17 protein-coding genes and 1 tRNA gene are annotated in these 24047 nt (G+C 60.3%); 15 read left to right on the forward strand and 3 right to left on the reverse strand.

What is annotated here, in order from left to right; genetic code table 11:
- Positions 1-39 precede the first annotated feature (39 nt).
- From NTD89_RS20340 to NTD89_RS20355, 4 genes are all read left to right on the forward strand, one after another.
- Complete coding sequence (locus NTD89_RS20340) at positions 40-1962, forward strand: PrkA family serine protein kinase (protein ID WP_003194732.1); 1923 nt, start codon at positions 40-42, stop codon at positions 1960-1962.
- Between the two features lie 113 nt (positions 1963-2075).
- Positions 2076-3347, forward strand: a complete 1272-nt coding sequence (locus NTD89_RS20345; RefSeq protein ID WP_106575524.1) for a YeaH/YhbH family protein — start codon at positions 2076-2078, stop codon at positions 3345-3347.
- On the forward strand, positions 3344-4909 hold the full coding sequence (locus NTD89_RS20350) for a SpoVR family protein (RefSeq protein WP_106575525.1): 1566 nt from the start codon (positions 3344-3346) through the stop codon (positions 4907-4909). Before NTD89_RS20345 ends, NTD89_RS20350 begins: the two co-directional genes overlap by 4 nt.
- A gap of 63 nt (positions 4910-4972) precedes the next feature.
- Complete coding sequence (locus tag NTD89_RS20355; protein WP_262209331.1) at positions 4973-6202, forward strand: multifunctional CCA addition/repair protein; 1230 nt, start codon at positions 4973-4975, stop codon at positions 6200-6202.
- Positions 6203-6393: 191 nt separating this feature from the next.
- Here the strand turns inward: NTD89_RS20355 and folK are convergent, their stop codons facing one another.
- A complete protein-coding gene (gene folK / locus NTD89_RS20360) occupies positions 6394-6912 on the reverse strand; it encodes a 2-amino-4-hydroxy-6-hydroxymethyldihydropteridine diphosphokinase (RefSeq protein WP_262209333.1) in 519 nt (172 codons plus the stop codon).
- Entirely contained in the window at positions 6903-7256 is a 354-nt protein-coding gene (gene folB, locus NTD89_RS20365) for a dihydroneopterin aldolase (RefSeq protein ID WP_106575528.1), read from the reverse strand. Before folB ends, folK begins: the two co-directional genes overlap by 10 nt.
- 72 nt (positions 7257-7328) lie before the next feature.
- On the opposite strand from folB, the gene plsY reads away from it, so the two are divergent.
- On the forward strand, positions 7329-7898 hold the full coding sequence (gene plsY, locus NTD89_RS20370) for a glycerol-3-phosphate 1-O-acyltransferase PlsY (RefSeq protein WP_262209336.1): 570 nt from the start codon (positions 7329-7331) through the stop codon (positions 7896-7898).
- Positions 7899-7930: 32 nt separating this feature from the next.
- Here plsY and tsaD read toward each other — a convergent pair whose 3' ends face one another.
- A complete protein-coding gene (tsaD, locus tag NTD89_RS20375; RefSeq protein ID WP_106575530.1) occupies positions 7931-8956 on the reverse strand; it encodes a tRNA (adenosine(37)-N6)-threonylcarbamoyltransferase complex transferase subunit TsaD in 1026 nt (341 codons plus the stop codon).
- Between the two features lie 203 nt (positions 8957-9159).
- Between tsaD and rpsU the strand changes: the two genes are divergently transcribed.
- The 10 genes from rpsU to pqqF all read left to right on the forward strand — a co-directional run bounded on the left by rpsU (position 9160) and on the right by pqqF (position 23969).
- On the forward strand, positions 9160-9375 hold the full coding sequence (rpsU, locus tag NTD89_RS20380) for a 30S ribosomal protein S21 (protein WP_002551877.1): 216 nt from the start codon (positions 9160-9162) through the stop codon (positions 9373-9375).
- Positions 9376-9818: 443 nt separating this feature from the next.
- Positions 9819-11789 carry a DNA primase gene (gene dnaG, locus NTD89_RS20385; protein WP_262209338.1) on the forward strand — a complete coding sequence of 657 codons (1971 nt, stop codon included), beginning with the start codon at positions 9819-9821 and terminating at the stop codon, positions 11787-11789.
- Between the two features lie 67 nt (positions 11790-11856).
- The gene (gene rpoD, locus NTD89_RS20390) at positions 11857-13707 is read left to right on the forward strand and encodes an RNA polymerase sigma factor RpoD (protein ID WP_106575532.1); all 1851 of its coding nucleotides are present in this window, start codon (positions 11857-11859) and stop codon (positions 13705-13707) included.
- Between the two features lie 135 nt (positions 13708-13842).
- Positions 13843-17586, forward strand: a complete 3744-nt coding sequence (locus tag NTD89_RS20395) for a bifunctional diguanylate cyclase/phosphodiesterase (protein WP_145157467.1) — start codon at positions 13843-13845, stop codon at positions 17584-17586.
- A 17-nt stretch (positions 17587-17603) separates the two neighbouring features.
- Positions 17604-17680, forward strand: a tRNA-Ile gene (locus NTD89_RS20400).
- Between the two features lie 163 nt (positions 17681-17843).
- Positions 17844-18353 (forward strand): hypothetical protein, encoded by a 510-nt coding sequence (locus NTD89_RS20405; protein WP_262209339.1) that lies wholly within the window; start codon positions 17844-17846, stop codon positions 18351-18353.
- A gap of 79 nt (positions 18354-18432) precedes the next feature.
- Complete coding sequence (locus NTD89_RS20410; RefSeq protein WP_106575534.1) at positions 18433-18879, forward strand: Lrp/AsnC family transcriptional regulator; 447 nt, start codon at positions 18433-18435, stop codon at positions 18877-18879.
- Between the two features lie 167 nt (positions 18880-19046).
- A complete protein-coding gene (locus NTD89_RS20415) occupies positions 19047-20729 on the forward strand; it encodes a flavin monoamine oxidase family protein (protein ID WP_106576069.1) in 1683 nt (560 codons plus the stop codon).
- A gap of 10 nt (positions 20730-20739) precedes the next feature.
- Positions 20740-21534 carry a carbon-nitrogen hydrolase family protein gene (locus NTD89_RS20420; RefSeq protein ID WP_262209340.1) on the forward strand — a complete coding sequence of 265 codons (795 nt, stop codon included), beginning with the start codon at positions 20740-20742 and terminating at the stop codon, positions 21532-21534.
- Positions 21535-21593: 59 nt separating this feature from the next.
- Positions 21594-23969, forward strand: coding sequence for a pyrroloquinoline quinone biosynthesis protein PqqF (gene pqqF, locus NTD89_RS20425; RefSeq protein ID WP_262209437.1), 2376 nt, complete (start codon positions 21594-21596; stop codon positions 23967-23969).
- Positions 23970-24047: the final 78 nt, after the last annotated feature.

The raw sequence follows: 24047 nt of genomic DNA on the forward strand, positions 1-24047 counted from the left end.
CCGGCGTCGGCTCCACGTATCGAGCGAGGTGACGACGTCATGAGTATCTTTAGCCACTTCCAACAACGCTTCGCGTCCACACAGCAGGAAGAACTCACGCTGCAAGAGTATCTCGAGCTGTGCAAACAGGACCGCAGTACCTACGCGTCTGCCGCCGAACGTCTGCTATTGGCGATTGGTGAGCCGGAGCTGGTGGAAACCGCGAATAATTCGCGCCTGTCGCGAATATTTTCCAACAAGGTGATCCGCCGCTATCCGGCCTTTGAAGACTTCCACGGCATGGAAGAATGCATCGACCAGATCGTCTCCTACTTCCGCCACGCCGCCCAAGGCCTGGAAGAGAAGAAACAAATCCTCTACCTGCTCGGCCCCGTCGGCGGCGGTAAATCGTCTCTGGCTGAAAAGCTCAAACAGCTGATCGAGAAGGTGCCCTTCTACGCGATCAAGGGCTCGCCGGTGTTCGAGTCGCCTTTGGGCCTGTTCAACGCCACGGAAGATGGCGCGATCCTCGAAGAAGACTTCGGCATTCCACGGCGCTACCTCAACACCATCATGTCGCCTTGGGCCACCAAGCGCCTGGCGGAGTTTGGCGGTGACATCAGCCAGTTCCGCGTGGTGAAACTCTACCCGTCGATCCTCAACCAGATCGGCGTGGCAAAAACCGAACCGGGCGATGAGAACAACCAGGACATCTCGGCGCTGGTGGGTAAGGTCGATATCCGCAAACTCGAGGAATTCCCGCAGAACGACGCCGACGCCTACAGCTACTCGGGCGCGCTGTGCCGGGCCAACCAGGGCCTGATGGAATTCGTGGAGATGTTCAAAGCGCCAATCAAGGTGCTGCACCCACTGCTGACCGCCACCCAGGAAGGCAACTACAACAGTACCGAAGGCCTGGGCGCGATTCCGTTCACCGGGATCCTGCTGGCCCACTCCAACGAATCGGAATGGCACACCTTCCGCAACAACAAGAACAACGAAGCCTTCATCGACCGGATCTACATCGTCAAAGTGCCCTACTGCCTGCGCGTCAGCGATGAGATCAAGATCTACGACAAGCTGTTGTTCAACAGCTCGCTGGCCAAGGCGCATTGCGCGCCCGATACCTTGAAGATGCTCGCCCAGTTCACCGTGCTGTCGCGCCTCAAGGAGCCGGAGAACTCGAACATCTATTCGAAGATGCGTGTCTACGACGGCGAAAACCTCAAGGACACCGATCCCAAGGCCAAGTCGATCCAGGAATACCGCGACACCGCGGGCGTGGATGAAGGCATGAACGGTCTTTCCACTCGTTTCGCGTTCAAGATCCTGTCCAAGGTCTTCAACTTCGACCCGCACGAAATCGCCGCCAACCCGGTGCACCTGCTGTATGTGCTGGAACAGCAGATCGAACAGGAACAGTTCCAGGCTGAAACCCGCGAGCGCTACCTGCGCTTCCTCAAGGAATACCTGGCGCCGCGCTACATCGAGTTTATCGGCAAGGAAATCCAGACCGCTTACCTGGAGTCCTACAGCGAGTACGGCCAGAACATCTTCGACCGCTACGTGCTGTATGCGGACTTCTGGATTCAGGACCAGGAATACCGCGATCCGGAAACCGGCGAAATCCTCAACCGTGTGGCCCTCAACGAGGAACTGGAGAAGATCGAAAAACCCGCCGGCATCAGCAATCCGAAGGATTTTCGCAACGAAATCGTCAACTTCGTGCTGCGCGCCCGCGCCAACAACAACGGCAAGAACCCAACCTGGCTCAGCTACGAGAAGCTGCGGGTGGTCATCGAGAAGAAAATGTTCTCGAACACCGAGGATCTGCTGCCGGTCATCAGCTTCAACGCCAAGGCCAGCAAGGAGGACCAGCAAAAACACAACGACTTCGTCACTCGAATGGTCGAGCGTGGCTACACCGACAAACAGGTACGGCTGCTCTCCGAGTGGTACCTGCGGGTTCGTAAATCACAGTAAGGCAGCGACAGGCGTGTACTGCCGGGCCTTTGGCCTGGCAGCTGACCGCTTGTCTCTAAGCTTCCAGCTCGCGGCTTGAAGCTTGTAACGTGAAGCTGCCCGGAGGGCTCCCCATGAGCTATGTGATCGACCGACGCCTCAATGGCAAGAACAAGAGCACGGTAAACCGCCAGCGTTTCCTGCGGCGTTACCGTGACCACATCAAAAAGGCCGTTGAAGAGGCCGTCAGCCGCCGCTCCATCACCGACATGGAGCATGGCGAGCAAATCAGTATTCCTGGACGCGACATTGACGAACCGGTGCTGCACCACGGTCGCGGCGGCAAACAGACCGTCGTGCACCCGGGCAACAAGGAGTTCACCACCGGCGAACATATCCAGCGCCCCCAAGGCGGTGGCGGCGGTAAAGGCCCAGGTAAAGCGGGCAATTCCGGCGAAGGCATGGACGAGTTTGTGTTCCAGATCACCCAGGAGGAATTCCTGGAGTTCATGTTCGAAGACCTGGAGCTGCCCAACCTGGTCAAACGCAACCTGACCGGCACCGACACCTTCAAGACCGTTCGCGCCGGCATCAGCAACGAAGGCAACCCTTCCAGGATCAACATCATCCGCACGCTACGCTCGGCCCACGCTCGGCGTATCGCGCTGTCAGGCAGCAGCCGCGCCAAATTGAAACAGGCGAAGGAAGAGTTGGCGCGTTTAAAACGCGAAGAGCCAGACAACTTCGGCGATATCCAGGCAATCGAGGCAGAAATCGAGAAGCTCAGTGCGCGCATTCACCGCGTGCCGTTTCTCGACACCTTCGACTTGAAATACAACCTGCTGGTCAAACAACCCAACCCCAGCTCCAAGGCCGTGATGTTTTGCCTGATGGACGTGTCCGGCTCGATGACCCAGGCGACCAAGGACATCGCCAAGCGCTTTTTCATCCTGCTGTATCTGTTTCTGAAGCGGAACTACGACAAGATCGACGTGGTGTTCATCCGCCATCACACCAGCGCCCGGGAAGTCGACGAAGAGGAGTTTTTCTACTCGCGGGAGACCGGCGGCACCATCGTATCCAGTGCGTTGAAACTGATGCAGGAGATCATGGCCGAGCGCTACCCGGCCAATGAATGGAATATCTACGCAGCTCAGGCGTCCGACGGCGACAACTGGAACGACGACTCGCCGATCTGCCGCGATATCCTGATCAACCAGATCATGCCGTTTGTGCAGTACTACACGTACGTCGAAATTACTCCCCGTGAGCACCAGGCCCTGTGGTTCGAATATGAGCGTATCGGTGAAGCCTTTGCCGACACGTTCGCCCAACAGCAACTGGTCTCGGCCGGCGATATCTACCCGGTCTTCCGTGAACTCTTCCAGCGCAGGTTAGTGACATGACCGCCAAAAAAGAGCATAAGCGCCAACCCATTTCCACCGGCTCCGAGTGGACCTTTGAACTGATCCAGGCCTATGACCGGGAAATCAGCCGCATCGCGGCAGGTTATGCCCTGGACACCTACCCCAACCAGATCGAAGTGATCACCGCCGAACAGATGATGGATGCCTACGCCTCGGTCGGCATGCCGTTGGGTTATCACCATTGGTCCTACGGCAAACACTTCCTGAGTACGGAGAAGTCCTACACTCGCGGCCAGATGGGCCTGGCCTACGAGATCGTCATCAACTCCGACCCGTGCATCGCCTACCTGATGGAAGAAAACACCATCTGCATGCAGGCGTTGGTGGTCGCCCACGCGTGCTACGGGCACAACAGCTTTTTCAAGGGCAACTACCTGTTCCGCACCTGGACCGATGCCAGTTCGATCATCGATTACCTGGTATTCGCCAAGCAGTACATCATGCAATGCGAGGAACGCCACGGCATCGACGCGGTTGAGGACCTGCTCGACTCCTGCCATGCGCTGATGAACTACGGCGTTGACCGCTACAAGCGCCCGTACCCGATTTCCGCCGAGGAAGAGCGCCTGCGCCAGAAGGAGCGCGAGGAGCACCTGCAGAAGCAGATCAACGACCTGTGGCGCACCATTCCGAAGAAAACCGGGAAAAACAGCGATAAAGACAATGCGCGCTTCCCCGCCGAACCTCAGGAAAACATCCTGTATTTCCTGGAAAAACACGCGCCACTGCTGGAGCCATGGCAGCGCGAAATCGTACGCATCGTGCGCAAGATCGCCCAGTACTTTTATCCACAGCGCCAGACCCAGGTGATGAACGAAGGCTGGGCGACGTTCTGGCACTACACCTTGATGAATGACCTGTACGACGAAGGCCTGGTCACCGACGGCTTTATGATGGAGTTCCTCACTTCCCATACCAGCGTGGTGTTCCAACCCGGCTTCGACAGCCCGTACTACAGCGGCATCAACCCCTACGCGCTGGGCTTTGCCATGTACCGCGACATCCGGCGCATGTGCGAACACCCCACCGAAGAGGATCGCCGCTGGTTCCCGGAAATCGCCGGCAGCGATTGGTTGTCGACCATCAAGTTCGCCATGAGCAGCTTCAAGGACGAGAGTTTCATCCTGCAGTACCTGTCACCCCAAGTGATTCGCGACCTCAAACTGTTCAGCATCATGGATGACGACCTCAAGGACGACCTGCTGGTGCCGGCAATTCACGACGAGCCCGGCTACCGCACCATCCGCGAGACATTGGCGGCGCAATACAACCTGGGCAACCGCGAGCCTAACGTGCAGATCTACAGCATCGATGTGCGCGGCGACCGCTCGTTGACCCTGCGTCACCAGCAGCACGACCGCAAACCCTTGGGCGAATCCACTGAGGAAGTGCTCAAGCACCTGCATCGGTTGTGGGGCTTCGATATTCACCTGGAAACCCTGCAGGGCGACCAGGTGATGAAGACTCACCATGTGCCACCGCGCAGTGATCACAGCGACAACGACTACGGCCGCCTGGACCTGGCCGTCGTTCATCTCTGACACAGCAAAGCCTCCATTGGTCAGGCACAGGCGGTATCCTGTGCCGCTAATGGAGGCTTTTTCATGAAAATCTACACAGTTGGCGGCGCGGTGCGTGATCGTTTGCTCGGCATCGAGGTCACCGATATCGACCGCGTGGTCGTCGGCGCAACCACTGAAGAAATGCTCGCCAAGGGCTACAAGCCGGTGGGTGCTGACTTCCCGGTGTTCCTGGACCCGAAAAACGGCGATGAGTACGCCCTGGCCCGCACCGAGCGCAAGAGTGGCCGGGGTTATGGTGGCTTTGTGTTTCATGCCAGCCCCGAGGTCACGTTGGAAGAAGACCTGATGCGTCGCGATCTGACCATCAACGCGATGGCGGAGGACGGCGACGGCAACCTGACCGATCCTTACCACGGCCAGCGCGACCTGCAGGCGCGCATTCTGCGTCATGTTTCCCCGGCGTTCGCCGAAGATCCCTTGCGTGTACTGCGTGTTGCGCGCTTCGCAGCGCGTTATGCCTCCCTGGGTTTCACGGTAGCGCCCGACACGCTCGGACTGATGCGCCAACTCAGTGAGTCCGGCGAGTTGGAAGCCCTGACGCCCGAGCGAAGCTGGAAGGAAATCTCCCGGGCCTTGATGGAAGATCAACCTCAGGTGTTCATCCAGGTGCTGCGCGACTGCCATGCGCTGAAAACCTTGATGCCGGAAGTGGACGCGCTGTTCGGCGTGCCGCAGCCGGAGGCCCATCACCCCGAGATCGACACCGGCCTGCACACCTTGAGCGTGCTGCAACAGGCCGCCCTGCACAAACAACCCCTCACGGTACGCTGGGCCTGCCTGCTGCATGACGTGGGCAAGGGCCTGACGGCTGTGGATAAGTTGCCGCAGCATATTGCTCATGAAAAGACAGGCTTGACGCTGATCAAGGCGGTCAACGAACGCTTCAAGGTGCCAAGGGACTGCCAGGAGCTGGCGCTGCTGGTGGGCCAATATCACACCCATGGTCATCGCGCCCTGGAGCTGAAAGCCTCGACATTGCTGGAGCTGCTGCAGAGTTTTGACGTGTACCGCCGGCCGCAGCGCTTTGAGGAATTTGTGGCGAGCTGTGAAATGGATGCACGCGGCCGCAAAGGCCTTGAGCAACGAAGTTATCCACAGGCGGATTATTTACGCGGCGCGGCCAAGGTTGCGCGCGAAGTCGCGGTGGCGCCGTTGCTGGAGAAAGGCTTCAAAGGCCCTGAGCTGGGCGAGGCGCTCAAGCGCGAGCGGCTCAAGGCGCTGAAAGCCTACAAGGAACACCACAACGTGTAGCGAGCAAGCTTTGTGGCGAGCGGGCTTGCCCCGCGTTGGGCTGCGCAGCGGCCCCAGTAAAGACACCGAGGTTTTCCTGGTAAACCTCAGCGCCTGTTGTGGGGCTGCTACGCAGCCCAACGCGGGGCAAGCCCGCTCGCCACAGGGGATTTGCTAGCCAGCGTCCACGTTTGAATCCGGGCAGACGAGCGTTACAGGAGATTTTTCGGGGTGAGTGGCTGGTTTTGCCATTCAAACGCGACAGGTGCCAGCACCTGTTCGATCTGCGCATCACGCCACAGCTCGGCCAATGTCTCGCCCACCTCGGGATGCACGCGATTCGGCGCCATCAACGACAACGGCCACAGCACAAAGGCGTTTTTGAGGATTTCTGCGCGCGGCAGGACCAAGCCGTCGAAATTCCCGACCAGTTCGCCATACAGCAGCACGTCGATATCCAGCGGCAGCCCTTTGCGGTCCGGCGCGTAGCGGCCATTGTCGGCCTCGATGAATTTCAACCGACGATCCAGCTCCATCAACGGCAAATCGGTATAGGCCGACACCACCAGGTTGAAAAACGGCCCGCTTTTGATCCCCACCGGCTGGCTTTCGAACACGGGCGAGCAGCGCATATCCGTCAAGAAGCTCGCCAGCGTATCCAGGCCAGCGCGCAGATGGCGCTCGCGCTCGATATTGCTGCCAAGGCCAAGGTAAACCTGAGTTAGCGACATCCGCGCTCGATCTCCACGCCCACGCCTTTGGCTGCCGGCACGGCACCCGGCTTGGTCAGCTTGAGGCGCAACCAGGGAATCTGGAACTCGCTCATCAGCACTTCGGCCAGGCGTTCGGCGAAGGTTTCTACCAGTTGGTACTGGGACTGCTCGGCAAAGGCCTGAATACGCGCGGACACGCTGGCGTAATCGAGCGCCAGGGTCAGGTCGTCACCCGCAGCAGCAGGGCGATTGTCCCAGGCGAAGCTCAGGTCCAGGCGCAGGCATTGCTTGATGCCGCGCTCCCAGTCGTAGGCCCCGATCACGGTGTCGACTTCCAGGCCTTCGATAAACACTCTGTCCAAGCTCTTCTCCGCAGCACGACAAGGGCGCGTTGCCCCGTTAGAATCAGGGCGTCCTCGCCCGGAATAGTTAGCATGTTTTGGTCACTGGCGATTCTCGCCTACCTGCTCGGCTCGCTGTCCTTCGCCATTTTGCTCAGCCGCCTGACGGGAAATCCCGATCCGCGAATGAGTGGCTCAGGCAATGCCGGTGCCACCAACGTGTTGCGCCTGGCCGGCAAAAAACTCGCCGTGCTGACGCTGCTGGGCGATATCTGCAAGGGCCTGTTGCCCGTACTCATCGCCAGCCTCGCCGGCCTCACCCTGCAACAGCAGGCCTGGGTGGGCGTGTGCGCTGTCCTCGGCCATCTGTTTCCGCTGTACTTCCGCTTTCGCGGCGGCAAGGGTGTCGCCACGGCGGCCGGCATGCTGCTGGGGATTTACCCTCCAGCAGCGCTGTTGGCCGTGCTGGCCTGGCTGTTGACGTTCTACCTGACCCGCACCAGCTCATTGGCCGCATTGATCGCCACACCGCTCACCCTGCCATTGCTGGCCTGGCAGGCGCCTGCAGCGCTGTTGCCGATGAGCGTGCTGACACTGCTGATCGTCTGGCGCCACCGCGGCAATTTACGCGACCTGTTTGCCGGGCGCGAACGGCATTTTTAAATACGCTCGATGAGCCCGGCTCACGTGAGCCCTTACAGCGGTGAAAGTTGCTCCATCGGCCAGCGTGCCTGCACGCTGATCGCCAGGCTTTCATGCTGGCCGGCCTGCAGACGCTGGCAACCGGCGTAGGCGATCATTGCACCGTTGTCGGTGCAGAACTCAGGGCGCGCATAAAACACGTCGCCCTGCATGTCGCCGAGCATTTTTTCCAACGAGGTGCGCAACGCTTTGTTGGCACTGACGCCGCCGGCGATCACCAGGCGCTTCATGCCCGCCTGTTTCAGGGCGCGCTTGCACTTGATGGTCAAAGTCTCCACCACGGCCTGCTGGAACGCCAGTGCGATGTCGCAACGGGCTTGCTCACTGTCGTCCCCGGCGCTGACGCTTTGCTGCCAGGTGTTCAGTGCGGAGGTTTTCAAACCGCTGAAACTGAACATCAGGCCCGGGCGATCGCACATTGGACGCGGGAAGGTGTAACGGCCCGGTACGCCTTTTTCGGCGAGACGTGCGATTTCCGGACCGCCCGGATAATTGAGGCCCATCATCTTCGCGGTCTTGTCGAACGCTTCACCGGCGGCATCGTCCAGAGACTCGCCCAACAGCGTGTATTGGCCAATCGCATCGACCTGAACCAGCTGCGTATGCCCACCGGAAACCAACAAAGCGACGAACGGGAACTGTGGCGGTGTTTTTTCCAGCATGGGTGCCAGTAAATGGCCTTCCATGTGGTGCACGCCGAGGGCCGGAATGCCCCAGGCAAACGCCAGCGCCTGGGCGCAAGAAGCCCCAACCAGCAGGGCTCCGACCAATCCGGGGCCGGCGGTGTAGGCAATCGCGTCGATCTCGGTCGGCACGCAGCCGGCCTCGTCCAACACCTGGCGAATCAACGGCAGCATGCGCTTGACGTGATCGCGGCTGGCGAGCTCCGGCACCACACCGCCATAGGCTCGGTGCAGGTCGATCTGGCTGAACAGTGCATCGGCCAAAAGCCCGCGTTCACTGTCGTAAAGTGCGACACCGGTTTCGTCGCAGGAGGTTTCAAGTCCCAGTACTAGCATGGGTTTGCGCCTTGTAGAGGCTGAATTCGAAGGCGCGCATAATAGTCGCCACTCCCCCTCCCGACTAGCGGTTTTCGATCAGAGGCTTTGCATTCCGGGCAATGAGGGGTTAACATCCGCAACCCTTAAAAACCGACGACCTCAGCCGCGAATTTTTTGCGACGAGAACGTTGATTCCCGGTAATGAAAGAAGGTAGCTCTGGATGCCAGCCGTCAAAGTAAAAGAGAACGAACCCTTCGACGTAGCTCTGCGTCGTTTCAAGCGCTCCTGCGAAAAAGCCGGTGTTCTGGCTGAAGTTCGTAGCCGCGAATTTTATGAGAAGCCAACTTCTGAGCGTAAGCGCAAAGCAGCAGCCGCTGTTAAGCGTCACGCTAAGAAAGTTCAGCGCGAGCAGCGCCGCGCCGTTCGTCTGTACTAATACACAGACTTACGTAGCAAGCTTCTGCCAAGCCCGGCCCTCAGCCGGGCTATTGGCATTTGCGGATATCGCTTGATGCTTCACCGTCGACGCCGCACACGCGACCGAGACACTGCTTCACACGTCAGGACTGGCTCTTTTGCCAGCGGTGCGCGTCTCTTCTGACGAGCCTAACAAGGCTACTGACGAGCACACTCATTCTTCAAACAGACGATCAACCGTGTCGGCTGTGCCCAACGATGCGTTTCCGAGGCCCGCCATTGGCCAACACCGGACGCCCGGGCAACATTTCCAGGCCGAACACTGATAGAAATTAACGTCAGTGAATGTTCGGCAGATACACTCCCTGACAGCCCAACCAGACGACAGTTGATCGAGCCGCACAATGTGTGCGCCTGAACACTTCGCGGGCCTCATTGATACGCAGTGATGACGAGAACGCCATGGCCGGGCTAATTCCCCAGAGCTTTATTGACGACCTTCTGAACCGCACCGACATCGTCGATGTTGTCAGCTCGCGCGTGCAATTGAAAAAAGCCGGCAAAAACTACACCGCCTGCTGCCCGTTCCATAAAGAAAAGACCCCCTCGTTCAGCGTCAGCCCCGACAAGCAGTTCTACTACTGCTTCGGCTGCGGCGCGGGCGGCAATGCTCTCGGCTTTCTCATGGACCACGACAACCTGGACTTCCCCCAGGCTATCGAGGACCTGGCCAAAGCCGCCGGCATGGAAATCCCCCGCGAAGAAAGTGGCCGCACGCACAAACCGCGGCAGCCCACCGACTCGCCGCTGTACCCGCTGCTGACGGCCGCTGCCGACTTCTACCGCCAGGCGCTCAAAAGCCATCCGCAGCGCAAGGCCGCTGTCGAATACCTCAAGGGTCGCGGCCTTACCGGTGAAATTGCCCGGGACTTCGGCCTGGGTTTCGCGCCGCCAGGCTGGGATAACCTCTACAAGCACCTGAGCAGCGACACCCTGCAGCAGAAAGCCATGATCGACGCCGGCCTGCTGGTGGAAAACGCCGAGACCGGCAAGCGCTATGACCGCTTCCGCGACCGCGTTATGTTTCCGATCCGCGACAGCCGTGGCCGGATCATCGCGTTCGGCGGCCGAGTGCTCGGCGACGACAAACCCAAGTACCTGAACTCCCCGGAAACCCCGGTGTTTCACAAGGGTCAGGAACTCTACGGTCTGTTCGAAGCGCGTAAAAACAACCGCAATCTCGATGAAATCATCGTGGTTGAGGGCTACATGGACGTGATCGCCCTCGCCCAGCAAGGACTGCGCAATGCCGTAGCCACCCTGGGCACCGCCACCAGCGAAGAACACATGAAGCGCCTGTTTCGCGTGGTGCCCAGCGTGCTGTTCTGCTTCGACGGCGATCAGGCCGGCCGCAATGCCGCCTGGCGTGCGCTCGAAGCCACGCTGTCGAGCCTGCAGGATGGCCGCCGTGCACGTTTCCTGTTTTTGCCCGAAGGTGAAGACCCGGACACCCTGGTGCGCTCCGAAGGCACCGACGCGTTCCGCGCGCGCATCAATCAACATGCGCAGCCGCTGGCCGACTATTTCTTCCAGCAATTGACCGAAGAAGCCGATCCGCGGTCCCTTGAAGGCAAGGCCCACATGGCCACGCTCGCGGCACCGTTGATCGACAAAGTACCGGGCGCCAACCTGAAATCACTGATGCGCATGCGCCTGCTGGAAATCACCGGCTTGAGCGGCGAGGCCGTCAGCCAGCTGGTGCACAACGCGCCGCAAGACGCACCGCCGGCTTACGACCCAGGCATGGATTACGACGCCATGCCGGACTACTCGGACTTTCACCAACCGCAGGAGGCCTACGCGCCCCAGCAGGAGTGGACACCGAAGAAACCCGGCGCCGGCGGCAAGAAATGGGACAAGAAACCCTGGAGCAAGAACGGCAAGCGCGGCGATCGTGACGAGGCCTACGCGCCACGCACGCCGGTGGCGGTGGAAGCCCCGACGCTGATTGCGTTGCGCACGCTGATCCACTACCCGCAATTGGCGAAGAAAGTTGAGAGCGCCGACCATTTTGCCAACGAGAGCAACACTTACGCTCAGGTACTGATCGCCTTGATCGAGGCGGTACAGAAAAATCCTAAGCTAAACTCAATTCAGTTGATGGCTCGCTGGCATGGCACCGAACAAGGCCGCCTCTTGAAAGCACTCGCAGAAAAGGAGTGGCTAATTGACGGCGATAACCTTGAACAACAGTTTTTAGACACCATTACTAGGTTATCCGCGGGTCAGCACACGCAGACCCTCGATGAACTCATCAAGAGAGCAAGGCAGCCGGGATTATCGGCTGAAGAGCAGATTCAGATAGCAAAACAGATGCGCGACCTCTTAAAACAGAATGTTTCCGCATCAAACCCGACCTCAGCTGGCGTGTGAGGTCATAGCTCGGGTATAATCCTCGGCTTGTTTTTTGCCCGCCAAGACCTTCAGTGGATAGGGTGTTATGTCCGGAAAAGCGCAACAGCAGTCTCGTATCAAAGAGTTGATCACACTGGGTCGTGAGCAGGGTTACCTGACTTACGCCGAGGTCAACGACCACCTGCCTGAGGATATTTCAGATCCAGAGCAGGTGGAAGACATCATCCGCATGATTAACGACATGGGGATCAACGTATTCGAAACTGCGCCAGATAAGGATTCCCTTATGCTGGCCGACGCCGATACTGACGAGGCTGCGGCCGAAGAGGCAGCAGCAGCGTTGGCAGCAGTGGAGACCGATATCGGTCGCACGACGGACCCTGTGCGCATGTACATGCGTGAAATGGGTACGGTCGAGTTGCTGACACGCGAAGGCGAAATTGAAATCGCCAAGCGTATCGAAGAGGGCATCCGTGAAGTGATGGGCGCAATTGCGCACTTCCCTGGCACGGTTGACCACATTCTCTCCGAGTACACCCGCGTTACCACCGAAGGTGGCCGCCTGTCCGACGTTCTGAGCGGTTATATCGACCCGGACGATGGCATTGCGCCGCCTGCTGCCGAAGTACCGCCGCCTGTCGATGCGAAAGCCGCGAAAGCCGACGACGATTCCGAAGACGACGATGCTGAAGCCAGCAGCGACGACGAAGATGAAGTTGAAAGCGGTCCGGACCCGATCATCGCGGCCCAGCGTTTCGGTGCGGTTTCCGATCAAATGGAAATCACCCGTAAGGCGCTGAAAAAGCACGGTCGCGGCAACAAGCAGGCCATTGCCGAGCTGATCGCCCTGGCTGAGCTGTTCATGCCGATCAAGCTGGTGCCGAAGCAATTCGAAGGCCTGGTTGAACGTGTTCGCAGTGCCCTTGAACGTCTGCGTGCCCAAGAGCGCGCAATCATGCAGCTCTGCGTACGTGATGCGCGCATGCCGCGTGCTGACTTCCTGCGCCAGTTCCCGGGCAACGAAGTTGACGAAAGCTGGACCGACGCACTGGCCAAAGGCAAGGCGAAATACGCCGAAGCCATTGGTCGTCTGCAGCCCGATATCATCCGCTGCCAGCAGAAGCTGACTGCGCTTGAGACTGAAACCGGTCTGACGATTGCCGAAATCAAGGACATCAACCGTCGCATGTCGATCGGTGAGGCCAAAGCCCGCCGCGCGAAGAAAGAGATGGTTGAAGCGAACTTGCGTCTGGTGATCTCCATCGCCAAGAAGTACACCAACCGTGGCCTGCAATTCCTCGATCTGATCCAGGAAGGCAACATCGGCTTGATGAAGGCTGTGGACAAGTTCGAATACCGTCGCGGCTACAAGTTCTCGACTTATGCCACCTGGTGGATCCGTCAGGCGATCACTCGCTCGATCGCCGACCAGGCCCGCACCATCCGTATTCCGGTGCACATGATCGAGACGATCAACAAGCTCAACCGTATTTCCCGGCAGATGTTGCAGGAAATGGGTCGCGAACCCACCCCGGAAGAGCTGGGCGAACGCATGGAAATGCCTGAGGATAAAATCCGCAAGGTATTGAAGATCGCTAAAGAGCCGATCTCCATGGAAACGCCGATTGGTGATGACGAAGACTCCCATCTGGGTGACTTCATCGAAGACTCGACCATGCAGTCGCCAATCGATGTCGCCACTGTTGAGAGCCTGAAAGAAGCGACTCGCGACGTACTGTCCGGCCTCACTGCCCGTGAAGCCAAGGTACTGCGCATGCGTTTCGGCATCGACATGAATACCGACCACACCCTTGAGGAAGTCGGTAAGCAGTTTGACGTGACCCGTGAGCGGATCCGTCAGATCGAAGCCAAGGCACTGCGCAAGCTGCGCCACCCGACGCGAAGCGAGCATCTGCGCTCCTTCCTCGACGAGTGATACCAGAACCCCCGGCCCAGGCCGGGGGTTTTGCTTTGTGCAGATCACTTTCTACAGATTAACTGCCGCGCAACACCCCTCCCCCGCAATGCCCGTCTACACTCGAAACATTCCCCGTGCCATAACGAGACCGTTATGCCCAGACTGCCGACCGTGATACTGCTGTCGCTGCTCACCTGGACCGCAACGGCTGGCGCGTTGACTCTCACCGATGAAGAGCGTGGCTGGCTGGCGGACCATCAAGAGCTGCGACTGGGAGTGGACACCTCTTGGCCACCCTTCGAATACCGTGACGAAAATGGCCGTTATCAGGGCCTTGCCGCCGACTACGTACGCCTGATCCAGGACCGCCTGGGCGTCAGGATCAACCTGATCGAGCCCGCCAACTGGACCGCCGTGCTCGAACAGGCCAAAAACAACCAGCTCGACCTGCTGCCCGGCATCATGTCCACCCCGGAGCGCCAGGGTTTCCTGGCCTTCACGCGGCCGTATCTGGACTTTCCCATTGTCATCCTCGCCCACGAAGGCGGCGCCAAACCGCGCAACCTCAAGGACCTTTACGGGCTGAAGATCGCCGTGGTGGAGAACTACGCGCCCCACGAATTGCTGCGCACCCACCATCCCGACCTCAACCTGGTGGCCATGCCCAACGTCAGCTCGACGCTGCAAGCCCTGGCCACTGATGAAGTGGATGCCGTCGTCGGTGATCTTGCCTCCAGCGTCTGGAGCCTGCGCCAACTCAAACTCGATGGGTTATACGTCAGCGGTGAAACGCCCTACCGCTATCAACTGGCAATGGCCGTACCGCGCGATGAGAAAATGCTGGTGGGTATCCTGGACAAGGTGCTCGCCGACCTCAGTTCGGACGAAACCGACGCCATCCAGCAACACTGGGTAGGCAGCTTCACCGATCACCGCATGTTCTGGGCCGACCTGCTGATGTACGGCCTGCCAGCCGTGCTGCTGTTGAGTACCGTGCTGGCCATCGTGATTCGGATCAATCGTCGGCTCAGTTCGGAAATATCCCGGCGGGTTGCCCTTGAGCAAGAACTGCGCAGCAGCGAATACCACTACCGCGGCCTGGTGGAGAGCCTGTCCGCCATCGCTTGGGAAGCCAGCATCACGGACTTCACCTACAGCTATGTGTCGCCGCATGCCGAAGAGCTGCTCGGCTACCCCCGCGCGCATTGGCTGATTCCAGGGTTCTGGCGCAACATCATCCACCCCGCCGACCTGACGCGCGCCGAGGCTTACTGCTACCGGGAAACCCGCGCCAACCGCGACCACAGCCTCGATTACCGAGTGATCACTGCCGACGGGCGCTGCCTGTGGGTACGTGACATTGTCAGCCTTATCGAACACGGGCATGAGCCGGTGCTGCGCGGTTTGATGATCGATATCAGCGAAGCCAAGCGCACCGAAGAAGCCCTGCAGCTTTCCGAGCAGAAATTTGCCTCGGTGTTCCAGCAATGCCCGGACATCCTGGTGATTGCGCGGATGTCCGATGGCTGCCTGCTGGAGGTCAACAAGGCGTTCGAAGACCAGATCGGCCTGAGCGCCGAGCAAGTGGTGGGCAAGACCGCCACAGAACTGAATATCTGGGGCATTCAGGGCGTCGGGCCCGACCTGTTGCAACGCGTGCAGACCACCAGCATCCGCAACCTCGAAATGTCGTTCCGACGCAGCAACGGCCAGGCGTTTACGGGGCTGATCTCGGCGCAACCGTTCCAACTCGACACCACCGAAGCCCTGGTGGTGGTGGTGCGCGATATCACCCAGCTCAAAGAAACCCAGCAACAGCTGCAAACGTCCGAAGAGAAATTCGCCAAAGCCTTCCACGCCTCACCCGATGGCCTGCTGCTGAGCCGTCAACGTGACGGGCTGCTGATTGAAGTGAATGAGGGCTTCAGCCGTATTACCGGTTTCACCAGTGTGACCTCGCTCGACCAGTCAACCCTGGACCTGGGTATCTGGGTCGACCTCAACGAACGCAAACACATGTTGGAGCTGATGCAGCGCGACGGGTTTGTGCGCGATTTCGTCTGCCATATACGCCGCAACGACGGGCAGATTCGCCTCTGCGAAGTGTCCAGTCGCCCACTGCCGATCGGCGATGAAGATTGCATGTTGACCATTGCGCGAGACATCACCGAACGCCAGTTCATGCAGGAAAAACTGCAACAGGCCGCCACGGTGTTTGAGAGCACTGCCGAAGGTGTGTTGATCACCGACACCCGGCAGAACATCAGTGCCGTCAACCGCGCGTTCAGCGAAATCACCGGCTACAGCGAAGCCGAAGCCCTTGGCAGCACGCCGCGCCTGCTCGCCTCCGGCCTGCACGACAGCGCCTTCTATGCAGCCATGTGGCACCAGCTGACCGCTCACGGGCACTGGCAGGGCGAGATTTCCAACCGCCGCAAGAACGGCGAGCTGTACCCCAGTTGGCTGACCATCAGTGCCGTGCGCAACCGCGAACAGTTGATCACCCACTTTGTCGCCGTGTTTGCCGACATCTCCAGCCTCAAGCACGCCCAGGCGCGCCTCGACTACCAGGCACACCATGACCCACTGACCGGCTTGCCCAACCGCACCCTGTTCGAAAGCCGGTTGCAGGCCGCACTGAATGGCCAGCAGGAAAGCGGTAACCAAGGCGCCGTGCTGTTTCTGGACCTGGACCGCTTCAAACACATCAATGACAGCCTTGGCCACCCCATCGGCGACCTGCTGCTCAAGGACATCGCCGTGCGCCTCAAAGAGCAACTGCGCGATGTCGACACCGTGGCACGCCTGGGCGGCGACGAATTCATCATCCTGCTGCCCGGCCTGCAACACGCCAGCGATGCCGCGCACCTGGCCAACAAGCTGCTCGCCTGCTTCACTCCGCCGTTCCAGGCCGGCGAGCACGAATTCTTTATCAGCGCGAGTATCGGCACCAGCCTGTACCCGCAGGACGGCACTGACGTCGCCACCCTGGTGAAAAACGCCGACGCGGCGATGTACCGCTCCAAGGCCAAGGGCCGCAACCGCGTCGAAAGCTACACCCGTGACCTCACCGCCCAAGCCAACGAGCGCGTGGCCCTGGAACACGAACTGCGCCGCGCCATCGAACGTGACGAACTGAGCCTGTATTACCAACCCAAGCTGAGCCTGGCGACCCACGAACTGATCGGCGCCGAAGCCCTGATCCGCTGGCGCCATCCAACCTTTGGCGACGTGCCGCCTGAGCATTTCATCCCCCTCGCCGAAGAGAACGGCATGATCCTGCAGATCGGCGATTGGGTACTGGAACAGGCCTGCCAACAACTGCACGCCTGGCAAACGGTTTATGAGGATTTCGGCCCACTGTCGGTCAACCTCGCCGGCGCACAACTGCGCCACCCCAACCTGCTCGCGCGCATTGAACAGCTGCTGCGCGACTACCGTCTGGAGCCCGGCTGCCTGCAATTGGAGATCACCGAAAACTTCATCATGAGCCAGGCCGAGGAAGCCCTGGAAGTGCTGCACCAACTCAAACGCCTGGGCGTGCAGCTGGCGATTGACGATTTCGGCACCGGCTATTCATCCCTCAGCTACCTCAAGCGCTTGCCGCTGGATTTCCTCAAAATCGACCAGTCCTTCGTGCGCGGCTTGCCCGACGATCCGCACGACGCCGCCATCGTGCGCGCCATCATCGCCCTGGGCCACAGCATGCAATTCACCATCATCGCCGAAGGCGTGGAAAACCCCGCGCAACAAGCCTTTCTTGCCGCCGAAGGCTGTGAACAGATGCAAGGCTACATCGTCAGCCTGCCCCTGCCGCCCGAGCTTTTTGCCGAGGCTTTTCTTCATCTGAGGGTTTCAGACTTTTCGGATGGCACAGCGGGGAAACCATCGTTATAATCCGCGACCTGTTACAAGGGCCTATAGCTCAGTTGGTCAGAGCAGAGGACTCATAATCCTTTGGTCCACGGTTCAAGTCCGTGTGGGCCCACCAAACAAAAAAGCCGCGCAATGCGCGGCTTTCGCGTGTCTAGCGTATGGAAAAGGAGACGCTGGCTCCCACGCCTTTGTCAGCAATGAAAGATTTGTTAATTGTCCTCAACTGCTGCGGCACAGACCATGGCCGGTCACTCAACCAGCACGAGGAACCCGGCTCCATGCCTCAGGCCAACCGTTCACCCCGCGCCTTTTTTACCCTCAGCCTGCGCACCGCAGGCGCTCTCGCCATCACCTTCGCCACCCTGAACTGCGCACACGCAGCATCGCCCGCCCCGGCCACCATCAAGGCGTACAAGCTCTGCACCGGCGCAGACAACGCCTCGCACGTTTTGGAGGGCACCATCGACCCGAGCATGCGCAACGACGTCACTGCCATTCATTTCAAGACAACCCCGGCGCACGCTTCTTACGATTGGCATAACGATCCCGAGCCGCAGTACGTCATGACCCTCTCCGGCACCTTGGCCTTCGCTACCCGAGGCGACGAGACGTTCACCCTGCACCCCGGTGAAGTGCTGGTCGCCGAAGACAACACCGGCACCGGCCATCGTTGGAAGCTGATCGACGACCAGCCATGGCGCCGTGGCTACGTGGTGCTCAAGCCCGGCGCGCCGGACTCGTTTATCCCGAACGATCCCGCCGCCGCGAAAGTCTGCAAGGCGCCTTAATCTCGCAGATCGCAGCGCTCCAGACGGGCGCAAGCCTGTAACATGGCGACCCATTGCCGCCCGCACTGGAGCCCTGCCCTTGCCCGTCCTCGATGAAATCGATCGCCAACTGATCGCCGCCTTGCAGATCAACGCTCGCGAAAGCGTGGCCATGCTTGCCCGGCAGTTGGGCATTGCGCGCACCACGGTGACGTCGCGTCTGGCGCGCCTGGAGAAAACCCAGGTGATTACCGGCTATGGCGTGCGCCTCGGGCAGCGTGTGGTCGATGGTGGTTTGCAGGCGTATGTCGGGATCACCGTGCAAGCGCGCTCGGGCAAGGAAGTGTTGCGTCGGTTGAGTGCAATGGCGCAGGTACAGCAGCTGTGTGCGGTGAGTGGCGAATTTGATTACGTGGCCTGGCTGCGCACCGATTCACCGGAGCAGCTCGATCAATTGCTGGACCAGATTGGCAGTGTCGATGGCGTGGAAAAAACCACCACGTCGATCATCCTCAGTAACAAATTGGACCGTGGCCAGCCAGTCTGACCACCCTCTTCGTCACTCTGACTGAAAACAATCCAATACGACGACACTTTGCGTCTTATTAACGAACGCTACGCTCCCTAAACTGGCTGCCATCTTTTCCTATACTCAACGGGCCACATCCCGCCGAGTCGCCAGTAAGGTCAGCCATGAGCATTCCGTCCAGCACCATCAGCAAGACCCATCGCCACCCCGCCGACGGTAAAAAACCCATCACCATCTTTGGCCCGGACTTTCCGTTTGCCTTTGATGACTGGATTGAGCATCCGGCCGGCCTGGGCAGCATTCCGGCCGCCAACCATGGCGCCGAAGTGGCGATTGTCGGTGCAGGGATCGCGGGCCTGGTGGCCGCTTACGAGCTGATGAAGCTGGGCCTCAAGCCAGTGGTGTACGAAGCCTCGAAGATGGGCGGCCGCTTGCGCTCCCAGGCGTTTGAAGGGGCCGAGGGCATCATCGCCGAGCTGGGCGGCATGCGTTTTCCGGTGTCGTCGACCGCGTTCTACCACTATGTGGACAAGCTGGGCCTGGAGACCAAACCCTTCCCCAACCCGCTGACGCCCGCCTCCGGCAGCACGGTGATCGACCTCGAAGGCCAGACTCACTACGCACAAAAGCTCTCGGACTTGCCGGTGCTGTTCCAGGAAGTTGCCGACGCCTGGGCCGATGCACTGGAAGCCGGTTCGCAGTTCGGTGATATCCAGCAAGCCATCCGCGACCGCGACGTACCACGCCTCAAAGCGTTGTGGAATAAGCTGGTGCCGCTGTGGGACGACCGCACCTTCTATGACTTCGTCGCCACGTCCAAGGCCTTTGCCAAACTCTCGTTTGCGCACCGCGAAGTGTTTGGTCAGGTAGGTTTCGGCACCGGCGGCTGGGACTCGGATTTCCCCAACTCGATGCTCGAAATTTTCCGCGTGGTGATGACCAACTGCGACGACCACCAGCACTTGGTCGTCGGCGGCGTGGCGCAAGTGCCCATGGGCATCTGGCGCCATGTGCCACAGCGTTGTGCGCACTGGCCGGCCGGCACCAGCCTCAGCTCGTTGCATCGCGGTGCGCCACGGGCCGGTGTGAGCCGTATAGCCCACGCCGCCGATGGCCGCTTTGCTGTGACCGACAACTACGGCGACACGCGTGAATACGCCGCCGTGCTGACCACTTGCCAAAGCTGGCTGCTGACCACCCAGATCGAATGCGACGAAACCCTGTTCTCGCAAAAAATGTGGATGGCCCTGGACCGCACCCGTTACATGCAGTCGTCGAAAACCTTCGTGATGGTCGACCGCCCGTTCTGGAAAGACAAAGACCCGGAAACCGGCCGCGACCTGATGAGCATGACGCTCACCGATCGCCTGACCCGTGGCACTTACCTGTTCGACAACGGCGACGACAAGCCGGGCGTGATTTGCCTGTCGTACTCGTGGATGAGCGACGCGTTGAAAATGCTCCCGCAGCCCATCGACAAGCGAGTGAAACTGGCCCTCGACGCCCTGAAAAAGATCTACCCGAAAGTCGACATCAAGGCGCGCATCATCGGCGACCCGATCACCGTGTCCTGGGAAGCCGACCCGCATTTCCTCGGGGCTTTCAAAGGCGCGCTGCCCGGCCACTATCGCTACAACCAGCGGATGTATGCGCACTTCATGCAGAAGGACATGCCCGCTGAACAACGTGGGATTTTTATTGCCGGTGATGACGTGTCCTGGACGCCGGCCTGGGTCGAAGGCGCGGTGCAAACCTCGCTGAACGCGGTGTGGGGCATCATGACCCACTTCGGCGGCAGCACGCATCCGGAGAACCCAGGGCCAGGTGATGTCTTTGACGAAATCGGCCCGATCGCCCTGGCCGATTAAGGAGTTGAGCATGCGCGTTGCCCTGTACCAATGCCCGCCGCTGCCACTGGATGTGGCCGGTAACCTCAAGCGCCTGCACCCACTGGCGCATGAGGCCTCGGATGCCGATGTGCTGGTGCTGCCGGAGATGTTCCTCAGCGGCTACAACATCGGCGCCGAAGCGGTCGGCGCCCTTGCCGAAACTCAGGATGGGCCGTCCGCGCAGGCGATTGCCACACTCGCCAAAAGCGCCGGGCTGGCGATTCTATACGGCTACCCGGAGCGCGCCGAGGACGGGCAGATCTACAACGCCGTGCAGTTGATCGACGCCCACGGCCAGCGCCTGTGCAACTACCGCAAGACCCACTTGTTTGGCGACCTGGACCACTCGATGTTCAGTGCCGGGGAAGATGATTTCCCGTTGGTGGAATTGAACGGCTGGAAGCTTGGCTTCTTGATCTGCTACGACCTGGAATTTCCGGAAAATACCCGTCGCCTTGCGCTGGCCGGTGCCGAGTTGATCCTGGTGCCGACTGCCAATATGGTGCCGTTCGACTTTGTCGCCGACGTCACCGTGCGGGCGCGGGCCTTTGAAAACCAGTGTTATGTGGCCTACGCCAACTACTGCGGGCAGGAAGGCGAGATTCAGTATTGCGGGCAAAGCAGCATCGCCGCGCCGAATGGGCAGCGCATCGCCCAGGCCGGGCTGGATGAGACGTTGATCGTCGGGGCGCTGGACCGCCAGTCCATCCTCGACGCCCGCGCCGCCAACCACTACCTGCAAGACCGTCGCCCCGAGCTGTACGGCGCACTGCACAAGCCCTGACCCAGCCGGTTCGCCAGCGGTTTGATAACATGGCCACCTCCTACGTTTCGGAAGTGCCCATGCCTGCGCCGGCCCACCCTCATCACCTTCACCTGACCCTGGCCAATGGCCTGCGGGTTTCCCTGCGCCATGCGCCACGTTTGAAGCGTTGCGCTGCGGTGCTGCGCGTGGCTGCCGGCAGCCATGACGTGCCCTTGGCCTGGCCGGGGCTGGCGCACTTTCTTGAGCATTTGTTGTTTCTCGGCACGCAGCGTTTTCCCGCAAATGAAGGGCTGATGGCCTACGTGCAGCGCCATGGCGGGCAGGTCAACGCGAGTACCCGGGAGCGTACGACGGACTTCTTCTTTGAATTGCCGCTGACGACCTTTACCGACGGGCTTGAGCGCCTGGCGGACATGCTGGCCCACCCGCGCCTGGCGATTGAGGACCAGTTGCGTGAGCGCGAAGTGTTGCACGCAGAGTTTGTTGCATGGTCCCAGGATGCCCAGGCTCAGCAGCAGGTCGCGCTGCTGGAGGGCTTGGCCGCCGATCATCCACTGCGCGGTTTTCACGCCGGCAACCGGGACAGCCTGCCGGTGGAGCGTGAGGCATTTCAGCAAGCATTGCGCGAATTTCACACGCACTTCTATCAGAGCGGGCAGATGACGTTGAGCCTGGCCGGCCCGCAGCCGCTGGACGAGCTGGAAGCCTTGGCGCAGCGATTCAGCGAGGCACTGGCTTGCGGGCCTTTGCACCCACAGGCCGAGCCGCCTGCGCTGTTGCCCGATCAAGCAGTGAGTTATCAATACACCGCCGATAATCATCGGCACCACGTCATTGCCTGTGACGTGCCCCGCGAAGCGCTGGATTTTCTCTGCACCTGGCTGAACGCCCCGGCGCCCGGCGGGTTACTGGCCGAGCTGCAGACGCGAAACGTGGCCCACGCACTGCACGCGTCCGTGCTGTATCACTTCGCCGGGCAAGCGCTGCTGGATATCGACTTTTCCCTCTTCGCTCAAGACGGGTCGGCTACTCAGGTCGAAGCGTTATTGCACGACTGGTTGAGCTTTTTCGCACAGAGCGACTGGACGCCGTTGCGAGAAGAGTTCGCCTTGCTGAACGCTCGCCAGCAGCAAATCCAGGGCGCCCTGGCGCTGGCCCGCAACGACAGCGAGGATCTATCGGAACAGGGCGTGGCGGCCCTGAAGAACCTGCTCGATTCACTGCACCTACCGCCCTCCGAGCACGCTTGGCAACTGCCGCCCAACAACCCCTTCCTGCGCCCAGCGGTCAAGCAAGCGCGCGCCGGCCTGATTCGCGGCCAGACCAGCGCCCACCGTGGCTTGCGCACGTTCGCCCAGGATCGCTCGCGGGGACGACGGGAAGTGTCGGCGCTGACGTTCAGCCAGGCCTTGGCGGATGACACCGACGAAGGCGCGCTGTACCTGCAATGGCGCTTTGATTCGTTGGTACCCGCAGGCCTGGAACATGCGTTGCAGCCGTTGCGTGAGCAGGCCCGTCAGGCGGGCGTCGAATTGGCCTTCGAAACCCTCGGCAATGAATGGCGCGTGAAAATAGTCGGCCTTCACGAACCAATCGCGGCTGTGGTCGAGGCGCTGGCGCTTAACTTGAGCCAGTCCGATGAGCCGCTGCCGTCACCCGCACAAACGCCGATGATTGCCATTCGGGAGCTGCTCAAGGCGTTGCCTGTGTGCTGTGCCGGCATCGCTTGCGGGGCCGGCGAGACGCCATCGTCATGGACCACCGCACGCTGGCAGGGCCTGGGCACAGGTTTGCCCGCTGCCAGTGAAGCGGCGATCAAAACCGCAGCCGCGCGATTGCCAGGCCAGCCGGGAAGCTTCGAACACACGCCGAAAACCCTCGACGGCCAGCGGCTCTGGCACGAAGTGAATACCGACGCCCGCGAAGCCGCGTTGCTGCTGTTTTGCCCAACGCCAAGCCAATCCCTGGCCGATGAAGCGGCATGGCGACTGCTCGGGCATCTGCTCCAGGGGCCGTTTTACCAAAAACTGCGCGTCGAACTGCAAATCGGCTACGCCGTGTTCAGCGGCATCCGACAGATCAACGGGCAAACCGGCCTGCTGTTTGGCGTGCAATCACCCAGCGTACCCCTGACCGGGATCTTCGAGCACGTGCAGACCTTCCTGGCGCAGCTTGCGGCGTTGATCGACAACAGCGCCGAATTGGGCAACCAAACCCTGGCAGAGCAATTCACGGCACAGGCATTACCGATCGCCCAAGCCGCCGAATTGCTCTGGCAGGCGCAGCTGGCTGGCCATTCGTCGGGTTATCTGGCGCCACTTCAACAGCTGATCCGAACCTGCACGCGCGAGGATCTGCAACGTGCCGCAGGGCAGCTCAATGACGCTGCAGGCGGTTGGCGCTGTGTGGCCAACGGCCCGCCCATCAACGGTTCCTGGCAAACGGCAGGCTGATCATTGCTGGCCCTGCAAAAGGCTTTTGCCACCAAGACAGCGCTAACTTGAAAAGAATTGCGTAACATTCATCCGCAC

The sequence above is a fragment of the Pseudomonas sp. 14P_5.3_Bac1 genome (genome assembly GCF_025466135.1).
In the GTDB taxonomy this organism is placed as follows: domain Bacteria; phylum Pseudomonadota; class Gammaproteobacteria; order Pseudomonadales; family Pseudomonadaceae; genus Aquipseudomonas.

Coding starts and splice junctions, on each gene's coding strand:
- NTD89_RS20340 (WP_003194732.1), top strand. CDS start 40: ATGAGTATCTTTAGCCACTTCCAACAACGCTTCGCGTCCACACAGCAG.
- NTD89_RS20345 (WP_106575524.1), top strand. CDS start 2,076: ATGAGCTATGTGATCGACCGACGCCTCAATGGCAAGAACAAGAGCACG.
- NTD89_RS20350 (WP_106575525.1), top strand. CDS start 3,344: ATGACCGCCAAAAAAGAGCATAAGCGCCAACCCATTTCCACCGGCTCC.
- NTD89_RS20355 (WP_262209331.1), top strand. CDS start 4,973: ATGAAAATCTACACAGTTGGCGGCGCGGTGCGTGATCGTTTGCTCGGC.
- folK (WP_262209333.1), bottom strand. CDS start 6,912: ATGTCGCTAACTCAGGTTTACCTTGGCCTTGGCAGCAATATCGAGCGC.
- plsY (WP_262209336.1), top strand. CDS start 7,329: ATGTTTTGGTCACTGGCGATTCTCGCCTACCTGCTCGGCTCGCTGTCC.
- tsaD (WP_106575530.1), bottom strand. CDS start 8,956: ATGCTAGTACTGGGACTTGAAACCTCCTGCGACGAAACCGGTGTCGCA.
- rpsU (WP_002551877.1), top strand. CDS start 9,160: ATGCCAGCCGTCAAAGTAAAAGAGAACGAACCCTTCGACGTAGCTCTG.
- dnaG (WP_262209338.1), top strand. CDS start 9,819: ATGGCCGGGCTAATTCCCCAGAGCTTTATTGACGACCTTCTGAACCGC.
- rpoD (WP_106575532.1), top strand. CDS start 11,857: ATGTCCGGAAAAGCGCAACAGCAGTCTCGTATCAAAGAGTTGATCACA.
- NTD89_RS20395 (WP_145157467.1), top strand. CDS start 13,843: ATGCCCAGACTGCCGACCGTGATACTGCTGTCGCTGCTCACCTGGACC.
- NTD89_RS20405 (WP_262209339.1), top strand. CDS start 17,844: ATGCCTCAGGCCAACCGTTCACCCCGCGCCTTTTTTACCCTCAGCCTG.
- NTD89_RS20420 (WP_262209340.1), top strand. CDS start 20,740: ATGCGCGTTGCCCTGTACCAATGCCCGCCGCTGCCACTGGATGTGGCC.
- pqqF (WP_262209437.1), top strand. CDS start 21,594: ATGCCTGCGCCGGCCCACCCTCATCACCTTCACCTGACCCTGGCCAAT.